Here is a 19,838-nt window from a genome sequence, read left to right on the forward strand (position 1 = left end):
ACCTCGCGCGGCTCCGCGCGGCGCTGATCCGCCTCGACCTGCCCGATCCGGCGCCCGCGCTCGCCAGCCTGCAGAGCCTGGCCGCCGGCACGCCGTTCCGCTTCACCGCCCGCGAGATGCTCGGGCTGACCGCCCTGAAGAACGGCCAGTACGACGAGGCCGGGCGCTGGTTCGACCAGCTCAACATGGACCCCGAGACGCCGCAGAACCTGCGCCAGCGCATCGAGGTCTACGTCGCCCTGGTCGCCGGCGGTCCCGTGACGGTGACCGAGGCGAAGCCCGAGCCCGCCGCGCCCCCGCCGCCGATCACGCGCTGATCGCTCGACACGCCAGTCCAAAACCTCCGGCGCGACTGGCTCGCACCGGAGGTTTTGGGCATTCTCCGGACCTTCGCCGCCCGGCCAGCCCGGCGGCTCGACCGAACATAGAACGGACCACCCCATGGAACTGCCGACCGTCGCGATCGTCGGACGGCCGAATGTCGGCAAGTCGACCCTGTTCAACCGCCTCGTCGGCAAGAAGCTGGCGCTGGTCGACGACCGCCCCGGCGTCACCCGCGACCGCCGCGAGGGCGACGTCGCCTTCGGCGGGCTGAACTTCCGCATCATCGACACCGCCGGTCTCGAGGAGGCCGATTCGGCCACCCTGCTCGGCCGGATGCGGATGCAGACCGAGGCCGCGATCCTCGAGGCGGACGTGGTGCTGTTCGTCATCGACGCGCGGGCCGGCATCCTGCCCGCCGACCAGCCCTTCGCCGAGTTGGTGCGCCGGGCCGGCTGCAAGGTGATCCTCATCGCCAACAAGGCCGAGGGCGGCGCGGGCATGGCCGGGGCCTACGAGTCGTTCCGGCTCGGGCTGGGCGACCCGATCCCGTTCTCGGCCGAGCACGGCGAGGGCATCGGCGAGCTGCACGAGGCGCTGAAGGAAGCCCTGCCCGAGACCGACGAGGACGAGGACGACGACGACCCGCGCGGCAAGCCGCTCAAGGTCGCCATCGTCGGCCGCCCCAACGCCGGCAAGTCGACCCTGATCAACCGGATGCTCGGCGAGGACCGCCTGCTCGTCGGCCCGGAGGCCGGCATCACCCGCGATTCGATCTCGCTCGACTGGGAATGGCGCGGGCGCCGGATCAAGCTGCACGACACCGCCGGGATGCGCCGCCGCGCCCGGATCGAGGACAAGCTCGAGAAGCTCGCGGTCTCGGACGGCATCCGCGCCGTGCGCTTCGCCGAGGTGGTGGTGGTGCTGCTCGACGCCACGATCCCGTTCGAGAAGCAGGACCTCACCATCGTCGACCTCGTCGAGAGCGAGGGGCGCTCGCTGGTGATCGGCCTCAACAAGTGGGACCTCGTCGCCGACCAGCCGGGCCTGCTCAAGTCGCTGCGCGAGGACTGTACCCGCCTGCTGCCGCAGGTCCGCGGCGTCGCGGTGGTGCCGCTCTCGGGGCTCGCCGGCGACGGCGTCGACAAGCTGATGCAGGCGGTGGTGCAGGCGGCCGAGGTCTGGGACACCCGCATCTCGACCTCGCGGATCAACGACTGGCTCTCCGAGGCGACGCAGCGCAACCCGCCGCCGGCCGTATCGGGCCGGCGCATCAAGATCCGCTACGCCACGCAGGTGAAGAGCCGCCCGCCGCACTTCGCCCTGTTCGGCAACCAGCTCAATGCGATGCCGAAGAGCTACACCCGCTACCTCACGAACTCGCTGCGCGAGGCGTTCGCCCTGCCGGGCACCCCGATCCGGCTCTCCCTGCGCACCTCGTCGAACCCGTTCGACAAAGGGTAGATCACGCGCCGGTTCTCCCTCCGACGCGGGCGAGGGCGCATCGCATGCGATGCACAGCCCAGCATGCGCCGTGCCCGTAATGGCGCAACCATTCCGCCGGCCTCAGGCGGCGGTGCAGGAATACGTGCGAGACGTAGCCCATCCGCGGCCCGGTGTTCTTCTCACCCTTCGCGAGTTCAATGTCGGGCACGATGTCGAGCTGAAAGCACGTCAAGGTTCGGATGCCCTTGAGGTTCACGTTCATGACGATCGAGCGCGCGTAGTAGCTGAAACGGTCGTAGAGCAGCACGTCGCGGGTCCGCTCGATGGATGGGCTCGAGAAGCGTAGTGTCCCGTTCAGGGGGCCGTAGGTGGTCATTACGGGGCGCACGTCGGCGGTACGCCCGAGATCGATCGAGAGCGACGTCTTTTCAGGGATCGTCACATAGTGCAGCGGAATGCCGTTTCGGTACAGCGCAAAAGGGCGAGACCGGTCCGGCGTCGTCGCGAGCTTGAGGGGCACGAACAGGCCAGGAAGCGTGCGGTAGTGGCGGATGTAGGCGTCGCCGAACCCACGCCCGCGCACGAAGTCAAAGACCTGCCTGCCATACAGATCGGCACCGGCAGGAGTCACGTGGGTGCCGTCCTTCAGCCAGAGTGCACGCTCCTCTGGGCCGGACTTGGCCAGGGGCAGGGCGAGATCCAGGGTCGGGATACCGAAACTGGTCTCGTAGTCGTCGAGGAGGCCGGCGACCGTCTCCGACGCATAGTTGACCCCGTTCTGATACAGGTTGAGGAAGGCCACAGGCCGGCCGCGGCGGGCGGTCGCCGCGAGGATCTGATCGAGATAGAAGCGCAGCGCCCTCCGATCGTAGTAGCGCACGTTGTCGGTGAACAATTCCAGCAGGACCCGATCGCAGGGGATCGTGTCGAGGATCTCGTCGATCATGTAGGCGATGGCGTGGACGCTGTGCCCGCCCCAGCCAGACTTGAGGAAAACGAGGTCGGCACCGTCAGAGGAGGCGCAGTCGCCAGCCCGCTCCACGTAGCCGATCTGCTCTGTGACGCTATAGCCGACGCAGAGGACGCGAACGGGCGCAGCCGAAATACGGCCGGGCGAGGGCACGCTCACACCCCTCGGGTCGTCCGCGCCAGCCATTCCACCACCTTGTCCAGCGCCTGCCGGTTGCTGTGCCCCGCTTCTCGCGCGGCCTCGAACGCGGCGATCTGGCCGTCGGCGCTGGTGCCGCCCGAGACGATGGTCCGCGCATGCGCGACCTCGGCCGCGCAGCCGAGCGCCGCCGCATCCTCGGCGACGAGGTCGAGCACCGTCTCCAAGGCGTCGGCGAAGGGCAGGGCCGCCTCGCGGGCTTCGTCGATCAGCTCGGCGCCCACGCCGCTGCGCTGGGTGCGCCAGAGGTTCTCGTCGGCGAGTGCCCGGGAGACGCCGTCGAGCCCGGCATTGAGGTCCGGCCGGCGCACCACGCAGCGCACGAGGCAGCGGAACAGCGCGGCGATGGTCAGCGCGTCGGCGAGCCGCGTGCAGCTGTCGGCGATGCGCAGCTCCAGCGTCGGGAACTTGATCGAGGGCCGGAGCGACCACCACAGGAAGCTCGCATCCTGGATCGAGCCGGCCTCCGTCATTATCCGCACGTAGCGCGCATAGGCGGCGGCATCGGCGAAGAGCTCGGGCAGGCCGGTGCGCGGCAGCTCGCCGAAGGCGCTCAGGCGGTAGGCGGTGAGCCCCGTCGGCTTGCCCTGCCAGAACGGCGAGGAGGCCGAGAGCGCGAACAGCAGCGGCTGGAACGGCAGCAGCCGGTTCATCAGGTCGACCCGCGCCTCCGGGTCCGGCACCTCGACGTGGACGTGCATGCCGCAGATCAGGCTGCGGCGCCCGGCGAGGCCGACGTCGCGCAGGATGCCGCGGTAGCGGTCGCCCTTGGTCGGCAGTTGCCGCGACCAGTCGGCCACCGGATGGGTGCCCGCGGCAAAGATCAGCAGCTCGTGCTCGGCGGCGAGGTCCGCGAGCGCGCCGCGCTGCCGGGCGAGCGAGTCGCGCGCCTCGGCGAAGGCGGTGACGGGCGGGGTGCAGACCTCGACCTGGCACTGCAGCAGCTCGCGCCCCGCCTCGGGCAAGCGCTCGGCCGCCTCGACGTGGAACGGCTTGACCGAGCGCCGCGGCGTGCCGCGCGTCTCCGCATCGGCCAGGAAATACTCTTCTTCGATGCCGAAGCGGTAGCTGTGGGCGCTCATGGCATCTTTCGTCGGGAGGATCCGAGCGCAGATAGGGCGGGAGCGGGCCTAGTGCGGTCCCGAGGGCGCATTTTTCGGCGCGAAGGACGCTATCCTTCCGTGACCTGCAGGCCGAGGGTGCGCGCGACGGTCGCCATCTTGATGTCGAAGGTCGCGAGGACGGCATTCGCACGACGGCACAGAGCGATGTTCAGGGCGTCCGGCGTACGGAGCGTGAGATCGAGGCGGCGGAGAAACCCGGTCGCCGCGACGACGTCGGACGATGCGACCTCGATGCGTTCCGCGACCCGTTCGATCCAGCGATCGAGATCCGAGAACGCCGATTGCGCGGCGCCCGCGTCGATCTCGCCGGTTCTCACCCGGCGTGCGAGGGCCGAGGCCAATTCCGCCGCTGCGAAATCGCTGACGATCGCGATCGGCTCGTGACGTCGAAAGAAGGCGTCCGCCCGCGCCGTGGACGGATCATCCGTCAGAAGGGCGACCAGGACGCTGGCATCGAGGTACGTCCTCACCAATCCTCGTCGCGCATGCGGCCGACGAGGTGCCCGGCATCCTCGGAGGGCGCGGCGGTTCGCGCGCGACGGGCTGCCAGCCAATCCAGGTCCTCGGCGGTCACGGGCCGCCCCGACCGAGGGATCGGCTGTAGGTTGGCGACCGGCCGACCATCCCGGGTGATCACGACGCCTTCGCCCGCGAGCGCGCGGTCGATCAGCTCGGACAGATGCTCTTCGGCTTCGATGACGCTGTGCTCGCCCATCGGGCGAGAGTACGGACTTTCCCGACGGACTGTCCAGATCCGCCTATCCGACGCGCAGGGCGCCGCCGACGAGCCAGCCCGGGTCGAACCAGCGGTCGGCCTCGCCGTCGTAGGGCAGGCGGGTGACGTCCCAGTTCTGGATGTACTTCGCGTAGACGTTCCAGACCGCGATGCCGCCGCCGACGAAGATGCGGCGACCGGGATAGCGGGCGAGCACCCCCTCCGGATCCTCGTGCGACCGGATCACGTCGATGGTGCGGTCGTTGAACGCGAAGGCCGGCACCGAGGCCACCGTCTTCGGGCCGGCGATCAGCACGTGGCCCATGGTCAGCGCGAAGAACCGCGTCACGTCCTCCACGAAGAGCGGGTCGGTGTTGCCCTCCCAGGGGAGCTGGCCGTTCAGCCCGAGCTGGCCGCGCTGGCCGATCGCGCAGATGCAGCGCACGTCGATCATCAGGATATCCGGAAAAGTGCGGGCTCGGCCCCGACCGCTCAGCGCGGCGCTTGCGGGCTCACGGTGCGATCGGTGGGGAAGTCGTAGATCAGCCCGGTTTCGCTCGAGGCGGGGCTCGCCAGCCGCACGAAATGCGGGGCGAGGTCTTCCGGCGTCCTCAGCGTCTCCGGGTCCTCGCCCGGCATCGCCGCGCGGCGCATGTCGGTGCGCAGGGGGCCGGGATTGAGGAGCATCGCCCGGACGTTGGTGGTCTCGTTCTCGGCGGCGTAGGTCCGCACCAGCGCCTCGAGCGCCGCCTTCGACACCGAGTAGGGCCCCCAGTAGGCCCGGCACTTGCCCGCCGCCCCGGAGGTGACGAAGATCGCCCGGCCGGCATCCGACATCCGCAGCAGCGGGTCGAACGAGCGGATCAGCCGCCAGTTCGCGGTGACGTTGACGTCCATCACCTGGCCCCAGACCTTCGGGGTGATGTGCCCGATCGGCATGAGATTGCCGAGGATGCCGGCATTGCCGACGACGATGTCGAGGCGCTTCCAGCGCTCGTTGATCGCCGCGCCGAGCCGGTCGATGCCGTCGTAGTCGGTCAGGTCGAGGGGCACGAGGGTCGCGCTCGAGCCGACCCTGCGGATCGCGTCGTCGAGCTCCTCCAGCGCGCCCTGCGTGCGCGCCACGGCGATGACGTGCGCGCCGGCCTCCGCCAGGGCCAGCGCAGCGGCCCGGCCGATCCCACGCGACGCGCCGGTGACGACGGCGACGCGTCCGTCGAGTGAGGTCTTCGTGTCGGTCATGCGCGAGGGGTCAGTCCGCTTCGGCGAGCATCGCGAGGCGCTTTGGCCCGGCGATGGCGAGGTCCGTCAGGCCGGTCGGGTAGTCGCCGGTGAAGCAATGGTCGGTGTATTGCGGGCAGGCCTCAATCCGCTCCGCCTCGCCCATCGCCCGGTACAGGCCGGGGATCGAGAGGAAGGCCAGCGAATCCGCGCCGATGTAGCGGCGCATGCCTTCGAGGTCGTGGGTGGCGGCCAGCAGCTTCTCGCGCTCCGGCGTGTCGATGCCGTAGAAGTCGGGATAGGTGATCGGCGGGCTCGCGATGCGGAAGTGCACCTCCGCCGCGCCGGCCTCGCGCATCATCCGCACGATCTTCACCGAGGTGGTGCCGCGCACCAGGCTGTCGTCGACCAGCACGATGCGCTTGCCCTCGATCGCCGCCCGGTTGGCCGAATGCTTCATCCGCACGCCGAGCTCGCGCACCGACTGGGTCGGCTGGATGAAGGTGCGGCCGACATAGTGGTTGCGGATGATTCCCATCTCGAACGGGATGCCGGTCTGCTGTGCGAAGCCGAGCGCGGCCGGCACGCCGGAATCGGGCACCGGCACCACCACGTCGGCCGGCACCGCGGCCTCGCGGGCCAGCTCGACGCCGATGTTCTTGCGCACGGCGTAGACGCTCTTGCCGTTCACCACCGAATCCGGCCGGGCGAAGTAGATGTACTCGAAGATGCACGGCCGCATCGGCACCTTGTCGGCGAAGCGGATCGACTCGATGCCGTCCTCCGAGATCACCACGACCTCGCCGTTCTCGACGTCGCGCACGAACTTCGCGCCGATGATGTCGAGCGCGCAGGTCTCCGAGGCCAGCATGTAGCGGCCGTCGAGCTCGCCGAGCACCAGCGGGCGGATGCCGAGCGGGTCGCGGGCGCCGATCAGCTTCTTGTTGGTGAGCGCGACGATGGCGTAGGCGCCCTGGATCGCCTGCAGCGCATCGATGAAGCGCTCGACGATCCGCGGCTTACGCGAGCGCGCGGCCAGGTGCAGGATCACCTCCGTGTCGGAGGTCGACTGGGTGATCGCGCCGTCGCGCACGAGGTCGCGGCGGATCGAGAGCGCGTTGGTGAGGTTGCCGTTATGCGCCACCGCCAGGCCGCCGCCGGCCAGCTCGGCGAAGAGCGGCTGGACGTTGCGCAGGATGGTGCCGCCGGTGGTCGAGTAGCGCACGTGGCCGATCGCGGCGCGGCCCTTCAGCCGGGCGATCGTGCCGCCGTCCGAGAACGAGTCGCCGACGAGGCCGGGGCGCCGCTCGGAATGGAAGACCTCGCCGTCGAAGGCGACGATGCCCGCCGCCTCTTGGCCGCGGTGCTGCAGGGCGTGCAGCCCGAGCGCGACGATCGCCGAGGCGTCGGGATGCCCGAAGATGCCGAAGACGCCGCATTCCTCGCGGAGCGTATCGCCGTCGGTCTCGGGGTCGAACACGGAATCCACGGTTACGGCGCGGTGTGACATGGCCTGAGGTCGATCCCTGGTTGCCGTCCGCCCGCAAGCTGCCCGGACCGCGTCCGCGCGGCCGGCCCCGCGGCGCCGTCGTCAAGGCGTTATCTGAGGCCTCGCGGCATCGCAACCAAGCCGGACCGGACGCAGGTCAGGGTCACCGCGGCAACATATGCCGAGCCGGCCTTCTTTCGCGCGCCCTCAGCGCCGCGGCGCGGGCATGGCCGGCGTGGTCTGGCGCGGGGGCACCTCGGTCTCGGCCGGTGCATCCACAGGTTCGTTCTGCGGGGTGTCGACCTTCGGCTTCTTGAACTGCTTCAGGAAGCCTTCCGGATTCTCGGGCAGCTGCGCCACCAGCGCGTCGCCGGACTTCTCCAGCATCGGCCGGGTGCGCGCCTCGGCGGCCCAGGTCGGCACCTTGCCCTGCACCAGCCAGGACAGGAACACCCAGCCGATCACGCAGATCAGGAAGCCGCGGGCGGCGCCGAACAGGAAGCCGAGGGAGCGGTCGATCGCGCCGATGCGCGAATCGAGCACCACGTCGGAGATCTTCACCGTGATGATCGAGACGACGATCAGCGTGCCGAGGAAGATCGCCGCGATCGAGGCGACGAGGGCGACGGTGTCGCTGGTCACGTGCTGCTTCACCGTCGGCAGAAGCATCGGATAGAGCGACCACGCCACCGCGGCGGCGGCGACCCAGGCGATGATCGCCAGCACCTCCCGCGTGACGCCGCGGACGGCCGCCAGCAGGGCGGACACCACGACGATGCCGAGCACCACGAGATCGAGGACGGAAAACGGCATCTGCGGGTTCGGATCGGATGGGGAGATGCCACGACGAAAGCGATGCGGTCTGCGGCTCCCCTGGACCGCGGGCGCCTTATATCGCGGTCAAACTCGGCCGTCACCCTCGGTGGCGACTGCCGGCCGCCGGAACCCGCCGGTTGCAGACGGGCTTTCACCGCCCTTCCCAAGCCGCCGGCGCGGCACAGGTCGTCCTGAGAACCGCGCTCAGCCGGTCGCCTAATCCGCATCCTCGTCGTGGGCCGCATGGCGGCGCTTGCCCGAGGCGACCCGGCGCGGCCCGTTCGCGGCGATGCCGGCCACGAGGTCGGCGATGTGGCGCAGCGACTCCGTGGCGAGCGCGCGGTCGGTGGTCTCGCCGCGCCCTTGCGGCGTCATCGCCTTGGCGAAGCCGAGCTTCTGCGCCTCCTTGAGGCGCGCGCCGGCCTGCGCCACCGGCCGGATCGCGCCGGACAGGCCGATCTCGCCGAAATACACGGTCTCCGGCGGCAGCACCGCGCCCGACAGCGACGAGACCAGGGCGGCGGCCACCGCCAGATCCGCCGCGGGCTCGGAGATGCGCAGGCCGCCCGCGACGTTGAGATAGACGTCGTGCGTGCCCAGGCGGATGCCGCCATGGGCTTCGAGCACCGCGAGCACCATCGAGAGCCGGTTCGGGTCCCAGCCGACCACGGCCCGGCGCGGCATGCCGAGCGACGAGGGCGCGACCAGCGCTTGGATCTCCACCAGCAGGGGCCGCGTGCCCTCCATGCCGGCGAAGACCGCGGTGCCGGCGGCCTGATGGTCGCGTCCCGCCAGGAACAGCGCCGAGGGGTTCGGCACCTCGGCCAGCCCCATGTCGGTCATCTCGAATACGCCGATCTCGTCGGTCGGCCCGAAGCGGTTCTTCACCGCCCGCAGGATGCGGAAATGGTGGCCCTGGTCGCCCTCGAACGAGGCCACCGCGTCGACCATGTGCTCGACCACCCGCGGGCCGGCGATCTGCCCGTCCTTGGTGACGTGGCCGACCAGGATCACCGCCGTGCCGGTGGTCTTGGCGAAGCGGATCAGGGACTGGGCGGAGGAGCGCACCTGCGTGACCGTGCCGGGGGCCGATTCGACGGTCTCGGTCCACATGGTCTGGATCGAATCGATGATCGCCAGTGCCGGCGGGCGCCCCTGCGACAGGGTCTCGACGATGTCCTCGACGTTGGTCTCGGCCGCCAGCTCCACCGGGTGGCCCGACAGCCCGAGGCGCTCGGCGCGCAGGCGCACCTGCCCCACCGCCTCCTCGCCGGAGATGTAGGCGACGCGCTCGCCGGTCTTCGCCATCGCGGCCGAGGCCTGCATCAGCAGGGTCGACTTGCCGATGCCGGGATCGCCGCCGAGCAGGATCACCGAGCCGCGCACGAATCCGCCGCCGGTGACGCGGTCGAGCTCGCCGATGCCGGAGGGGATGCGCGGCGCTTCCCGCGCCTCGCCGGTCAGGCCCTCGAGGGGAAACACCCGCCCGCGGGCCCGGCCGGGCCGGGTCGCGGCCGGGCCCGATTGCGGCCCGGAGCCGCCCGGCGTCTCCTCGACGATCGTGTTCCAGCCATTGCAGGCCTCGCAGCGCCCGCGCCAGCGGTTGTAGACCGCGCCGCAGGCCTGGCAGATGAAGGTCTGGTGGATCTTTGCCATGCGCTCGCAGCAGGTTCGGGGCCGGATCCGCTCGGGGCGGACGGCGTCACGTCCCGATATACGTGCGAACGTAACGAGAACCCAGCCCCGTCAGGATCTCGTAGCCGATCGTGCCGGCGGCGTGTCCCACCGTGTCGACGTCCAGCCCATCGCCGATCAGCGTGGCGACGGTGCCGCGCCGGGCGTCCGCCGCCTCGGTGACGTCGAGGATGATCAGGTCCATGGAGACGAGGCCGAGGATCGGGCAGGGAATGCCGGCGACGAGCGCGTGGCCGTGCCCGCTCGCGGCCCGGGGATAGCCGTCGGCGTAGCCGAGTGAGAGCGTCGCGAGGCGCCGGGGCGCGGGCGCGGTCCAGCGCCCGTTGTAGCCGGCCTGCGCGCCGGCGGCGACCTGCCGGATCTGCAGGATCGTCGCCTCCAGCCGCACCACCGGCCGCATCGGGTTGGCATGGCGCGTGGGGGTCGGGTTGCCGCCGAACAGCGCGTAGCCGGGCCGCAGCAGGTCGTGATGCGTCGCCCCGTCGAGGAAGATGCCCGACGAGTTGGCGAGCGAGCCGGGAATGCCGGGAAACGCCGCCCGCACCGTCGCGAAGTCGGCGATCTGCCGGGCGTTGACCGCCTCGTCGGGCAGCTCGGCGCTGACGAGGTGGCTCATCACGAGGTCGATGCCGGCGGCCCCGATCCGTGGATCGCCGGCAAGCGCCAGCGCCTCCGGGACGGCGAGCCCGAGACGGTTCATGCCGGTGTCGACGTGGAGCGCGGCCGCACGCATCCCGCGCGAGGCCGCCGCCCAGTCCGACACCTCCTCGACCGAGCCGAGGACGGGGCGCAGGTCCATCGCCAGATAGGCCGGGGCGGAGCCGGGGGAGAGCCCGTTCAGGACGTAGATCGCGGCCTCGGGCAGCGCGCCCCGCACGCGTGCGGCCTCGCCGAGATGCGCGACGAAGAACGTGCGGCAGCCCGCCGCCCAGAGCGCCCGGGCGACCGGCTCGGCGCCGCAGCCATAGGCGTCGGCCTTCACCACCGCGGCGCAGGCGCGGCCCGGTGCCTCTGCCGAGAGGCGGCGCCAGTTCTCCGCGATGGCGTCGAGATCGACGATGAGGCGGGCGCCGTGCCCGATGGCGTCGGTCGCGACGGTGCTGTCTCGGGAAATCGTCGGGCTCCGATGTTCCGCCGCGCGTGCGTCGCCGTCCGCGCAGCCTGACGGGTCAGGGCATGCCATTACCGCGCCAGCGGCCGGAAGGCACGTGGCCTGCAACGCAGGACCTGCAACGCGAAACCTGCAACACGGGGCTTGCGGCGCGCGCAGCCTTCCGAGGAGACAGCCAATGGCGTTCGCCTGCACGATCCCGGCGATTCCCACCGTCCAGCAGGACGACGCGACGCTTCGCATCACCCGCTGGGATTTCGCCCCCGGCGCGGTGACCGGATGGCACGAGCACGGCTGGCCCTACTTCGTGGTGATGCTGGTGGCCGGAACGCTCCGGGTCCATGACGGCGAGCAGGTCGGCGAGACCGCGCTCGCCGCGGGGCAGGCCTACAGCCGCCCGGCGGGCATCCGCCACGACGTGATGAACGGCTCGGACCATCCGATCGCCTTCGTCGAGATCGAGGTGAAGCAGCCCGGCGCGCTGGTGACGCTGTAACGCCTAAGTGGCCTCGGGCTCGGGCGGCCAGGGGATCGGACGCGTCATGATCGTTTCGTAAGAATAGGGGCACGCGACGGGGAAGGCCGACTCGTCGAGGCCGGTCTCGCCGGCGGCCTCGATCCGGGCCCGGCGATAGGCACGAGCCAGGAATTGCGGAAGCAGCGGCGCAAGGCTCGGGCTGTCCTCGATCCGTTCAGCGACCGAGAGGCGCTGCGTCTTGATCGAGATGGCCCAACCACGCGTGCGCCGCTGGGGCTGGTGATCCCACTTCAGCAGGTGTAGCAGGATCACGTGCAGAGCGCTCGTCAGGGCATGATGTTCCGTGCGGGACAAGGCTTCGATCTCATCTGCGAGATGCGCGAGGTCGAGGCGATCCCAAGCGCGCGCGCGCAGATGCGCGGCCTGCTCCAGCGACCATGCCGCAACGTCGGCCTCGTAAGCCGCTCCGGATCTCGAGCTCTCCACGCGTCTCGGCGGCGCCACGGTCGTCCTCCTGCATTCGCGCAGTCACACCCTATCACATCTGCTCGGGCAGCCGGTCGCTCTGCGCGAGGTTCGAGAACCGGGTGATGTTGGCGTCGAACTGCAGCTCCACCGTGCCGGTCGGGCCGTGGCGCTGCTTGCCGAGGATCACCTCGGCCTTTCCGTGGACGCGGTTCATCTCCGCCTCCCAGGCGAAGAACTCCTCCGTCCCCTCGCGGGGCTTCTTGTTGTTGACGTAGTATTCCTCGCGGAACACGAACATCACCACGTCGGCGTCCTGCTCGATCGAGCCCGATTCGCGCAGGTCCGAGAGCTGCGGGCGCTTGTCGTCGCGGTTCTCGACCTGACGCGACAGCTGCGACAGGGCGATGATCGGAACCGAGAGCTCCTTGGCCAGCGCCTTCATGCCGGTGGTGATCTCGGTCATCTCCTGCACGCGGTTGTCCGAGCGCTTGCCCGAGCCCGCCAGCAGCTGGAGGTAGTCGACGATCAGCACGTCGAGGCCCTTCTGGCGCTTGAGGCGCCGGGCGCGGGCGGCGAGCTGCGCGATCGAGATGCCGCCCGATTGGTCGATGTAGAACGGGATCGTCTGCATGTCGCGGGCTGCGTCGGTGATCTTGTAGAAGTCCTCCGGCCGGATGTCGCCGCGGCGGATCTTGTAGGAGGGCACGCCCGACTGCTCGGCGATGATGCGGGTGGCGAGCTGCTCGGCCGACATCTCGAGCGAGAAGAACCCGACGATGCCGCCGTTCTTGGTCTTGATCGTGCCGTCGGCCTGCTTCTCGCCCTGGTAGGCCTTCGCGATGTTGAAGGCGATGTTGGTGACGAGCGAGGTCTTGCCCATGGCCGGGCGGCCGGCGAGGATGATCAGGTCCGAGGATTGCAGGCCGCCCATCTTGGCGTCGAGGTCGGAGAGCCCCGTGGCCAGCCCCGAGAGCTTGCCCTCGCGCTGATACGCCTTGGCCGCCATGTCGACGGCGGCGGTGAGCGCGTCCGAGAACTTCTGGAAGCCGCCACTGTACTTGCCGGCCTCGGCGAGCTCGTAGAGCCGGCGCTCGGTGTCCTCGATCTGGTCGCGCGGGGCCTGCTCGACCGGGGCCTCGTAGGCGCCGTTGACGAGGTCCTCGCCGATGGTGATCAGCCGACGGCGGATCGCGAGGTCGTAGATCGTGCGGCCGTACTCGCCGGCGTTGATGACGGTGGTGGCGTCCGCCGCCAGCCGCGCGAGGTACTGCATCACCGTCTGGCCGCCGAAGTCGGCGTCGCCGAGATAGGTCTTCAGGGTGATCGGGGTCGCGAGCTTGCCCGCCTTGATCAGCGAGGTCGCCACCTGGAAGATCTGCTGGTGGGCGTCCTCCATGAAGTGCTCGGGCAGCAGGAAGTCCGAGACGCGGTAGTAGGCGTCGTTGTTCACCAGCATCGCGCCGAGCAGCGCCTGCTCCGCGTCGATGTTGTGCGGCGCGACGCGGTACTCCGCCTGCACGGCTTCGAGCTTGGCCGCTAGGGCATTGGGCAGGGCCATCGGCGGTCGCTCCGAATCGATGCGGGCCGGGCCGGCGCCGCATCCCAGACATGATCCGACGACCATGGCACCAGTCGGGTTGACCGATGCTTAGCCGCCGGCGTCCGCGTCACCGTGCCCGGAACGCGAGGACGCCCGCCCCTCGGTGCGAGGAACGGGCGCCCATCTTGGAACAAACGAGGAACGCGTCAACCCTCCCGGGCCGCCTTCCCCGCTGTCACCGCCATTCACAGCCCGCCCCTCCCGCGTGGGGAGGGGGCAGGGCGATGCGATCAGCCGCGGTCGTCGGCGCCTTCGCCGGCTTCGGCCAGCGCCATGCCGACCTCCAGGCCGAGGTCGTCGAGGTTGAATGCCTCGCGCTCGGTGACCGACTCGCCGCGGGCCTGACGCTCGGCCTCTTCCGGGCTGCGGGCGACGTTGACGGTGACCTTCACGTCGACCTCGGGGTGGAGCACCACCGGGATCACGTGCAGGCCGAGCGTCTTGATCGGCTGGTTCAGGGTGAACTGGCCGCGCTCGACGGTGAAGCCCTCCTTGGTCACGACCTCGGCGAGGTCGCGGGTCGAGACCGAGCCGTAGAGCACGCCCGACTCGCCCGACTGGCGGATGAGCACGAAGGTCTGGCCGTCGAGCTTCTCGGCGACCGCCTCGGCGTCCTTCTTGCGGTCGAGGTTCTTCGCCTCGAGCTGCGCGCGCTGGGTCTCGAAGTGCTTCTTGTTGCCTTCCGTCGCGCGCAGCGCCTTGCCGCGGGCGAGGAGGAAGTTGCGGGCGAAGCCCGGCTTGACGTTCACGGTCTCGCCCATCTGGCCGAGCTTGGCGACGCGCTCCAGCAGGATCACTTCCATGGTCTTCGTCCTTCTTCAGGTAAGGCCGCCGATGAGGGCCGGCCGGGGTCTCAAGGGGTCGCGCCGTCGGGGCGACGGCGCCGGTTGAGCGCGGTGTCGGCGAGGCCGAACAGGGTGAGCACGATCAGGGCGATGCCCTGCGTGAAGAACAGGATCAGGTAGAGACCGAACAGCATCATGCCGCGCGCCGGCCGGCCGCGGCTGCGGTCGTGGAAGGCGGCGAGCCCCTGCAGCGCGAAGACCGCGCTCACCGAGCCGACCAGGGCCGTGCCGAGCACGCCCGCGTAGCCCGGCGCGAAGGCGAGGATCACGGCGAGGCCGAGCAGCCCGAGCATGGCGCGCGGCATCACGGTCGACGGGATGTCCGGCCACGGCCGCGGCAGGCGGCCCGAGAGCTGGACGATGCGGGCGGAGGCCCAGAGGTAGAAGGTCAGGAGCAGGGCGAGCCCGTTGGCGGCGAAGGCCGGCACGGTGCGCGCCAGCGCATCGACCAGGTCGTCGTGCGCCTCGGATCCCGCAGGCGCGGCATCGGCCGCGTCGCTGGGCTTTTCGGGGGGCGCCGGCTTTTCGCCGACGGGCTTGTCAGCGACGGGCTCGCCGGCGTCCGGGCGGGCGGCATCGGGCTTGGCCGGCGCGCTCGGCAGGCCACGCATCTGGGCGCGGACGATGGTGCCGGCCAGGCTCTTCAGCTGTCCCTCGAACGCCTCGTGGCTCGGTGCGGACAGGACGGCGATGGCGATGAAGGCCAGCGCCGCGGTCGCGCCGGTCCAGCCGAGGAGGCGGCCTGTCGGATACCATTCGAGGCTGCCGTCGGCGTTCGGCCGGCCGAGCAGGGCGAGATAGGCGAGCCACCACGCCGGCACGGCGAGGTAGGCGGCGAATCCGAGGCCGAGATAGGGGGAGACGACGAGGGCGAGCGCGAGGCTGCCGGAAGCCGCCGCTGCGAGCGCGGCGCGGGAATTCCAGCCGAGTCCCACGATGAGGATCGGCAGGGGTGCCAAGAGGTAGAGGACGATCGCGAGCGGGGTGGCCTTCAGCAGCATCCCGAACAGGAGTGCCGAGACGAGGCCCGCGCCGATGCCGATGCCGAGGTTCTGAACCATGAGATCCGCTGTCCCGCCGCCGCGCAGGAGTGCGGGCGGGGTTAGAGGCGAGGCGCCCCAACGATCGGGCGGCGGAGACCGTCGCCCGAAGGATGGTGGCCGACCCTGGCGGACCAGGGCCGGCAGGTTTCCGAAGAGCCTACTTGATGACGTAGGGGAGCAGGCCGAGGAAGCGCGAGCGCTTGATCGCCTGGGCGAGCTCGCGCTGCTTCTTGGCCGAGACCGCGGTGATGCGGGACGGGACGATCTTGCCGCGCTCCGAGACGTAGCGGGACAGCAGCTTCACGTCCTTGTAGTCGATCTTCGGCGCGTTGGCGCCGGAGAAGGGGCAGGTCTTGCGACGACGGAAGAACGGACGACGGCCACCGCCGCCGGCGGCTCCACCAGCACTTGCACCGAATGCCATGGCTTAGTTCTCCCCGCCGAAGTTGCGCTCGGGCCGGTCGCCGCGGTCGCCACGATCCCCACGGTCGCGGTCGCCGCCGAAGCCGCCGCCACCACCGAAGCCCTCGTCGTCGCGACGACGGCCGCGCTCGCGATCCTTGCGGTCGTCGCGGTCGCGCTTCTGCATCATCGCGGACGGCTCGTGCTCGAGCTCCTCCACGCGGATGGTCATGAAGCGCAGCACGTCTTCCGAGATCTGCATCTGGCGCTCCATCTCGGCCATGGCGGCCGGGGGGGCGTCGATGTTGAGCAGGGTGAAGTGCGCCTTGCGGTTCTTCTTGATCCGGTAGGCGAGGGACTTGACGCCCCACATCTCGATCTTCTCGAAACGTCCGCCGTTCTGTTCGATGACGCCCTTGTAGGTCTCGATCATCGTCTCGACCTGCTGGGACGTCACGTCCTGGCGTGCCAGGAATACGTGCTCGTAGAGAGGCATTACGGGCCCTTCAGCTTGAATGAGGCCCGGACATGCAGATGCACGATGAGTTCCGGGCCGGTTCGGTTCGCGAGATCGCCCGGCGCCAAGCCCTCCGAGCCGTTTCAACGGGCCCGAGCGGTTGATCGAAGGCGGAGACACGGGACGACGGCTCGTTCGATCGTCGCCAGGCGACGCGGAAAAAAGCCTGTGCCGCGAACGGCACCGTCCGTTCAGCCCCCAGCCGGAGCGAACGCGAGTGGCGGCGGATAGTCGGTTTCGGGGAAAATCGCAAGGCTGAATCGCAAGTCTGAATCGCACGGCCGGGCACGTCGGGCCGTCCCGTCGCCTGCGTGCCGGCGATCGAATGCCGCGACGCGCTTCCGGAGGGCGGCGACGATTTCCGTTCCCCGGAAAGCGCAACGGGACCAGGCCCCTGGGCGCGGCTCGCACGCACCGGGAGGTCGGCCGCGCGAAGTTTCTCCGAACCATCCCCGGGCCGCGACGTTCCTCCTCCCACACCGACCACACGAAGGATCCGTCCCATGCGTAAGACACTCATCTCCGCCACGGCGCTCGTGCTCGCACTCTCGGGTGCGGCGTTCGCGCAGTCCGCGACCGGCAACATGAACAATCCCGGCAGCGTGAAGAGCCCGTCCGAGAAGACGATGGAGAAGGGCGGCACGATGCGGGGCGACATGCCGGCCACAACCGGCACCGCTCCGGGCGCCGCCAACGCGATGCCGGCCGGCCGCGAGGACGGCGCCCGCACGGTTCCGGGCAACGCCGGCGCCAACCCGGTCCGCTGAGCACCAACGACGGACGAGCCTTCGGGCTTCGTCGAAGGGAGGCCGGGCCGTCGTGCCCGGCCTTTCCGCGTTCGAGGGCCCTTCGCAGGAGGCCGCGACCATCCGACCCGCGGCGCGTCGCCTTCGAAACAGCACGGGTCGGGCGATTTCTCGCGGCGGCGAGGCGCCAGGGCGGCCCGATCTGGGCTAAGCACGACGCGATCACCTCGAAGCCACGCGAAAAGATCGGCGCATGTCGGCACATCCTCTCCGCCTCGGCGTGAACATCGACCACGTCGCCACCGTCCGGAACGCCCGCGGCGGCAGCTATCCCGACCCGGTGCGGGCGGCGCTGCTGGCGGTGGAGGCCGGTGCCGACGGGATCACGGCCCACCTGCGCGAGGACCGGCGGCACATCCGCGACGCCGACATGGCCGCGCTCGCCCGGACGTTGACCGTGCCGCTCAACTTCGAGATGGCAGCCACCGACGAGATGGTGGCGCTCGCCCGCACGCTGAAGCCGCATGCCGCCTGCCTCGTCCCCGAGAAGCGCGAGGAGCGCACCACGGAGGGCGGCCTCGACATCGTCGGCGGGCACGATCACCTCGCGCCTCGCATCCGCGCGCTGGCCGAGGCCGGCATCCGGGTGTCGCTGTTCGTCGAGCCGGACGCGGCGGTGATGGAGGCGGCCCACGCGCTCGGCGCGCCGGTCGTGGAGCTTCATACCGGCAGCTACTGCGAGGCCACGGTCGCGGGCGATGCGGCCGCGACCGCGCACGAGCTCGCCCGGATCGTCCGTGCCGCCGAGCACGGGCAGGGGCTCGGGCTGGAGATCCATGCCGGCCACGGGCTGACCACCGACAGCGTCGGGCCGATCGCGCGGATCCCGGAGATCCGCGAGCTCAACATCGGCCACGCGCTCATCGCCGACGCGATCTTCGTCGGGCTGCCCCGGGCGATCCGCGACATGCGCGCGGCGATGGAGGCGGCCCGGGCGGGGAGCCGGGGCCGATGATCCTCGGGATCGGCTCCGACCTCTGCGACATCCGCCGGATCGAGCGCTCGCTCGCGCGCTTCGGCGAGCGCTTCACGCACCGGGTGTTCACCGACGGCGAGCGGGCCCGGTGCGACCGCAAGGCGGCCCGCGCGCCGTCCTACGCAAGGCGCTTCGCCGCCAAGGAGGCCTGCGCCAAGGCGCTCGGCACCGGCCTCGCGCACGGGGTGTTCTGGCGCGACATGGAGGTCGTGAACCTGCCCGGCGGGCAGCCGACGCTGCATCTCACCGGCGGAGCCCTGGACCGGCTGGCCGCGATGCTGCCGGCCGGGCACGCGGCGCGGTTGCACGTCACCCTCACCGACGACCCGCCGATGGCACAAGCTTTCGTGATCATCGAGGCCGTGCCGGAGGGCACCGGGCGGGGTTGACGCCACCTCCCGCCGCGTTGCGGGGGAACCCGGCTTGGTCTAGACCGCCGCGACGCAACGGACACGGTGGGGCGCCGCGGGCAGCGCCCGCGCGGGCCGTCGGCCTCGTCCCAGACGGATCGACAGATGGAACGCGCGCGCTTGGATCGGGACGGCAAACACGAGGTCCGGGCGCAACCGGGGACCTGGGCCAGCATCCGCGAGACCCTGAAGGTCGGGATCCAGGCGCTGCTCATCGCGCTGGTGGTGCGCACGCTGCTGTTCCAGCCGTTCAACATCCCCTCGGGATCGTTGATCCCGACGCTGCTGATCGGCGACTACCTGTTCGTGTCGAAATATTCCTACGGCTACTCGAAGTACTCGCTGCCCTTGAGCGAATACCTGCCGACCAAGGCGGAGGGGCGCATCTGGGCCGCCGAGCCGAAGCGCGGCGACATCGCGGTGTTCAAGCTGCCCAAGGACAACGCCACCGACTACATCAAGCGGGTGATCGGCCTGCCCGGCGACAAGATCCAGATGATCGACGGCGTGCTCAACATCAACGGCAAGGCGGTCAAGCGCGAGCGCATCGCCGATTACGAGACCATCGACCCGTACGGCCAGGCGACCAAGGTGCCGCAGTACAACGAGACGCTGCCGAACGGCGTCGTGCACCACACGATCGAGCGCGACGGCGACAACGGGTTCTGGGACAAGACCGAGCTCTACACCGTGCCGCCGGGGCACTTCTTCATGATGGGCGACAACCGCGACAACTCCACCGACTCGCGCGACCTCGCCAACGTCGGCTACGTCCCGTTCGAGAACTTCGTCGGCCGCGCCGAGATGATCTTCTTCTCGATCGACGAGGGCACGCCCGCCTGGCAGATCTGGAACTGGCCGGCCCACGTGCGCTGGGGCCGCCTGTTCTCGACGATCCACTGACCCCCGCCTTGCCCGACGAGGCGCGCCCCTCCGCCCGCGCACGGCGCATCACCCGCCCGAAGCCCGACCTGTCGGTGCTGGAGGCGCGCATCGGCCACAGCTTCGCCGATCCGTCGCTGCTCGCCCGCGCGGTGACGCATGTGAGCAAGGCGGCGGGCCGCGCCGGCAGCTATCAGCGCCTCGAATTCCTCGGCGACCGCGTCCTCGGCCTCGCCATCGCCGACCGGCTCTACGCCGCCTTTCCGCAGGCCGACGAGGGCGACCTCTCGCGCCGGCTGGCGGGG

The 19,838-nt window shown here is 70.4% G+C and carries 23 protein-coding genes and 1 pseudogene; 8 read left to right on the forward strand and 16 right to left on the reverse strand.

The annotated features are described in order from the left end of the window. A pseudogene (locus FV223_RS04720) lies at nt 1-317 on the forward strand (hypothetical protein); the annotation flags it as partial. 124 nt (nt 318-441) lie between these two features. Continuing rightward, nucleotides 442-1,785, forward strand: a complete 1,344-nt coding sequence (gene der / locus FV223_RS04725; RefSeq protein WP_147725718.1) for a ribosome biogenesis GTPase Der — start codon at nt 442-444, stop codon at nt 1,783-1,785. Nucleotide 1,786: 1 nt separating this feature from the next. Here the strand turns inward: der and FV223_RS04730 are convergent, their stop codons facing one another. The 10 genes from FV223_RS04730 to alr all read right to left on the reverse strand — a co-directional run bounded on the left by FV223_RS04730 (nt 1,787) and on the right by alr (nt 11,178). After that, the gene (locus FV223_RS04730; protein WP_246686500.1) at nt 1,787-2,896 is read right to left on the reverse strand and encodes a hypothetical protein; all 1,110 of its coding nucleotides are present in this window, start codon (nt 2,894-2,896) and stop codon (nt 1,787-1,789) included. Beyond that, a complete protein-coding gene (locus tag FV223_RS04735) occupies nt 2,893-4,017 on the reverse strand; it encodes a carboxylate-amine ligase (RefSeq protein ID WP_147725719.1) in 1,125 nt (374 codons plus the stop codon). Before FV223_RS04735 ends, FV223_RS04730 begins: the two co-directional genes overlap by 4 nt. Nucleotides 4,018-4,106: 89 nt before the next feature. Next, a complete protein-coding gene (locus FV223_RS04740; protein ID WP_147725720.1) occupies nt 4,107-4,529 on the reverse strand; it encodes a type II toxin-antitoxin system VapC family toxin in 423 nt (140 codons plus the stop codon). Beyond that, a complete protein-coding gene (locus FV223_RS04745) occupies nt 4,526-4,774 on the reverse strand; it encodes a type II toxin-antitoxin system prevent-host-death family antitoxin (protein ID WP_147725721.1) in 249 nt (82 codons plus the stop codon). Before FV223_RS04745 ends, FV223_RS04740 begins: the two co-directional genes overlap by 4 nt. Nucleotides 4,775-4,817: 43 nt before the next feature. Then, on the reverse strand, nt 4,818-5,228 hold the full coding sequence (locus FV223_RS04750) for a dihydrofolate reductase (protein WP_147725722.1): 411 nt from the start codon (nt 5,226-5,228) through the stop codon (nt 4,818-4,820). A 38-nt stretch (nt 5,229-5,266) separates the two neighbouring features. Then, the gene (locus FV223_RS04755; RefSeq protein WP_147725723.1) at nt 5,267-6,016 is read right to left on the reverse strand and encodes an SDR family NAD(P)-dependent oxidoreductase; all 750 of its coding nucleotides are present in this window, start codon (nt 6,014-6,016) and stop codon (nt 5,267-5,269) included. Nucleotides 6,017-6,026: 10 nt separating this feature from the next. Beyond that, nucleotides 6,027-7,505, reverse strand: coding sequence for an amidophosphoribosyltransferase (gene purF, locus FV223_RS04760; protein WP_147725724.1), 1,479 nt, complete (start codon nt 7,503-7,505; stop codon nt 6,027-6,029). Between the two features lie 186 nt (nt 7,506-7,691). Next, complete coding sequence (locus FV223_RS04765; RefSeq protein WP_147725725.1) at nt 7,692-8,297, reverse strand: CvpA family protein; 606 nt, start codon at nt 8,295-8,297, stop codon at nt 7,692-7,694. A gap of 219 nt (nt 8,298-8,516) precedes the next feature. Next, nucleotides 8,517-9,956 (reverse strand): DNA repair protein RadA, encoded by a 1,440-nt coding sequence (gene radA / locus FV223_RS04770; RefSeq protein WP_147725726.1) that lies wholly within the window; start codon nt 9,954-9,956, stop codon nt 8,517-8,519. 46 nt (nt 9,957-10,002) lie between these two features. After that, nucleotides 10,003-11,178: an alanine racemase gene (alr, locus tag FV223_RS04775; RefSeq protein ID WP_147725727.1), complete on the reverse strand. Its 1,176-nt coding sequence runs from the start codon at nt 11,176-11,178 to the stop codon at nt 10,003-10,005. A 106-nt stretch (nt 11,179-11,284) separates the two neighbouring features. Here alr and FV223_RS04780 point away from each other — a divergent pair, with 106 nt between their 5' ends. After that, on the forward strand, nt 11,285-11,602 hold the full coding sequence (locus FV223_RS04780) for a cupin domain-containing protein (protein ID WP_147725728.1): 318 nt from the start codon (nt 11,285-11,287) through the stop codon (nt 11,600-11,602). Between the two features lie 3 nt (nt 11,603-11,605). Here FV223_RS04780 and FV223_RS04785 read toward each other — a convergent pair whose 3' ends face one another. The 6 genes from FV223_RS04785 to rpsF all read right to left on the reverse strand — a co-directional run bounded on the left by FV223_RS04785 (nt 11,606) and on the right by rpsF (nt 16,438). Next, nucleotides 11,606-12,070 carry a DUF29 domain-containing protein gene (locus tag FV223_RS04785; RefSeq protein WP_246686501.1) on the reverse strand — a complete coding sequence of 155 codons (465 nt, stop codon included), beginning with the start codon at nt 12,068-12,070 and terminating at the stop codon, nt 11,606-11,608. A gap of 52 nt (nt 12,071-12,122) precedes the next feature. Further along, nucleotides 12,123-13,610 (reverse strand): replicative DNA helicase, encoded by a 1,488-nt coding sequence (locus FV223_RS04790; RefSeq protein WP_147725730.1) that lies wholly within the window; start codon nt 13,608-13,610, stop codon nt 12,123-12,125. A 272-nt stretch (nt 13,611-13,882) separates the two neighbouring features. Continuing rightward, nucleotides 13,883-14,455 carry a 50S ribosomal protein L9 gene (gene rplI / locus FV223_RS04795; RefSeq protein ID WP_147725731.1) on the reverse strand — a complete coding sequence of 191 codons (573 nt, stop codon included), beginning with the start codon at nt 14,453-14,455 and terminating at the stop codon, nt 13,883-13,885. Between the two features lie 50 nt (nt 14,456-14,505). After that, the gene (locus FV223_RS04800) at nt 14,506-15,558 is read right to left on the reverse strand and encodes a hypothetical protein (protein ID WP_147725732.1); all 1,053 of its coding nucleotides are present in this window, start codon (nt 15,556-15,558) and stop codon (nt 14,506-14,508) included. A 139-nt stretch (nt 15,559-15,697) separates the two neighbouring features. Continuing rightward, a complete protein-coding gene (gene rpsR / locus FV223_RS04805) occupies nt 15,698-15,964 on the reverse strand; it encodes a 30S ribosomal protein S18 (protein WP_147725733.1) in 267 nt (88 codons plus the stop codon). A 3-nt stretch (nt 15,965-15,967) separates the two neighbouring features. Beyond that, complete coding sequence (gene rpsF / locus FV223_RS04810) at nt 15,968-16,438, reverse strand: 30S ribosomal protein S6 (protein WP_147725734.1); 471 nt, start codon at nt 16,436-16,438, stop codon at nt 15,968-15,970. Nucleotides 16,439-16,962: 524 nt separating this feature from the next. Here rpsF and FV223_RS04815 point away from each other — a divergent pair. The 5 genes from FV223_RS04815 to FV223_RS04835 form a co-directional block, all read left to right on the forward strand. Then, nucleotides 16,963-17,226, forward strand: a complete 264-nt coding sequence (locus FV223_RS04815) for a hypothetical protein (protein ID WP_147725735.1) — start codon at nt 16,963-16,965, stop codon at nt 17,224-17,226. Between the two features lie 232 nt (nt 17,227-17,458). Then, a complete protein-coding gene (locus FV223_RS04820; protein WP_147725736.1) occupies nt 17,459-18,220 on the forward strand; it encodes a pyridoxine 5'-phosphate synthase in 762 nt (253 codons plus the stop codon). Continuing rightward, complete coding sequence (gene acpS, locus FV223_RS04825) at nt 18,217-18,630, forward strand: holo-ACP synthase (RefSeq protein WP_147725737.1); 414 nt, start codon at nt 18,217-18,219, stop codon at nt 18,628-18,630. The genes FV223_RS04820 and acpS overlap by 4 nt, the downstream gene beginning before the upstream one ends. A gap of 126 nt (nt 18,631-18,756) precedes the next feature. Continuing rightward, nucleotides 18,757-19,554, forward strand: a complete 798-nt coding sequence (lepB, locus tag FV223_RS04830) for a signal peptidase I (RefSeq protein ID WP_147725738.1) — start codon at nt 18,757-18,759, stop codon at nt 19,552-19,554. Between the two features lie 8 nt (nt 19,555-19,562). Further along, on the forward strand, nt 19,563-19,838 hold a 276-nt coding region (locus FV223_RS04835; RefSeq protein ID WP_281407437.1), incomplete at its 3' end, for a ribonuclease III domain-containing protein.

The organism is Methylobacterium sp. WL116 (genome assembly GCF_008039455.1).
Lineage (GTDB): Bacteria > Pseudomonadota > Alphaproteobacteria > Rhizobiales > Beijerinckiaceae > Methylobacterium.

What these genes read in the sequence shown, in the direction of transcription:
- der (WP_147725718.1), top strand. Translation starts at nt 442, where the DNA reads ATGGAACTGCCGACCGTCGCGATCGTCGGACGGCCGAATGTCGGCAAG.
- FV223_RS04735 (WP_147725719.1), bottom strand. Translation starts at nt 4,017, where the DNA reads ATGAGCGCCCACAGCTACCGCTTCGGCATCGAAGAAGAGTATTTCCTG.
- FV223_RS04745 (WP_147725721.1), bottom strand. Translation starts at nt 4,774, where the DNA reads ATGGGCGAGCACAGCGTCATCGAAGCCGAAGAGCATCTGTCCGAGCTG.
- FV223_RS04750 (WP_147725722.1), bottom strand. Translation starts at nt 5,228, where the DNA reads ATGATCGACGTGCGCTGCATCTGCGCGATCGGCCAGCGCGGCCAGCTC.
- FV223_RS04755 (WP_147725723.1), bottom strand. Translation starts at nt 6,016, where the DNA reads ATGACCGACACGAAGACCTCACTCGACGGACGCGTCGCCGTCGTCACC.
- purF (WP_147725724.1), bottom strand. Translation starts at nt 7,505, where the DNA reads ATGTCACACCGCGCCGTAACCGTGGATTCCGTGTTCGACCCCGAGACC.
- FV223_RS04765 (WP_147725725.1), bottom strand. Translation starts at nt 8,297, where the DNA reads ATGCCGTTTTCCGTCCTCGATCTCGTGGTGCTCGGCATCGTCGTGGTG.
- radA (WP_147725726.1), bottom strand. Translation starts at nt 9,956, where the DNA reads ATGGCAAAGATCCACCAGACCTTCATCTGCCAGGCCTGCGGCGCGGTC.
- alr (WP_147725727.1), bottom strand. Translation starts at nt 11,178, where the DNA reads ATGGCATGCCCTGACCCGTCAGGCTGCGCGGACGGCGACGCACGCGCG.
- FV223_RS04780 (WP_147725728.1), top strand. Translation starts at nt 11,285, where the DNA reads ATGGCGTTCGCCTGCACGATCCCGGCGATTCCCACCGTCCAGCAGGAC.
- FV223_RS04790 (WP_147725730.1), bottom strand. Translation starts at nt 13,610, where the DNA reads ATGGCCCTGCCCAATGCCCTAGCGGCCAAGCTCGAAGCCGTGCAGGCG.
- rplI (WP_147725731.1), bottom strand. Translation starts at nt 14,455, where the DNA reads ATGGAAGTGATCCTGCTGGAGCGCGTCGCCAAGCTCGGCCAGATGGGC.
- FV223_RS04800 (WP_147725732.1), bottom strand. Translation starts at nt 15,558, where the DNA reads ATGGTTCAGAACCTCGGCATCGGCATCGGCGCGGGCCTCGTCTCGGCA.
- rpsR (WP_147725733.1), bottom strand. Translation starts at nt 15,964, where the DNA reads ATGGCATTCGGTGCAAGTGCTGGTGGAGCCGCCGGCGGCGGTGGCCGT.
- rpsF (WP_147725734.1), bottom strand. Translation starts at nt 16,438, where the DNA reads ATGCCTCTCTACGAGCACGTATTCCTGGCACGCCAGGACGTGACGTCC.
- FV223_RS04815 (WP_147725735.1), top strand. Translation starts at nt 16,963, where the DNA reads ATGCGTAAGACACTCATCTCCGCCACGGCGCTCGTGCTCGCACTCTCG.
- FV223_RS04820 (WP_147725736.1), top strand. Translation starts at nt 17,459, where the DNA reads ATGTCGGCACATCCTCTCCGCCTCGGCGTGAACATCGACCACGTCGCC.
- acpS (WP_147725737.1), top strand. Translation starts at nt 18,217, where the DNA reads ATGATCCTCGGGATCGGCTCCGACCTCTGCGACATCCGCCGGATCGAG.
- lepB (WP_147725738.1), top strand. Translation starts at nt 18,757, where the DNA reads ATGGAACGCGCGCGCTTGGATCGGGACGGCAAACACGAGGTCCGGGCG.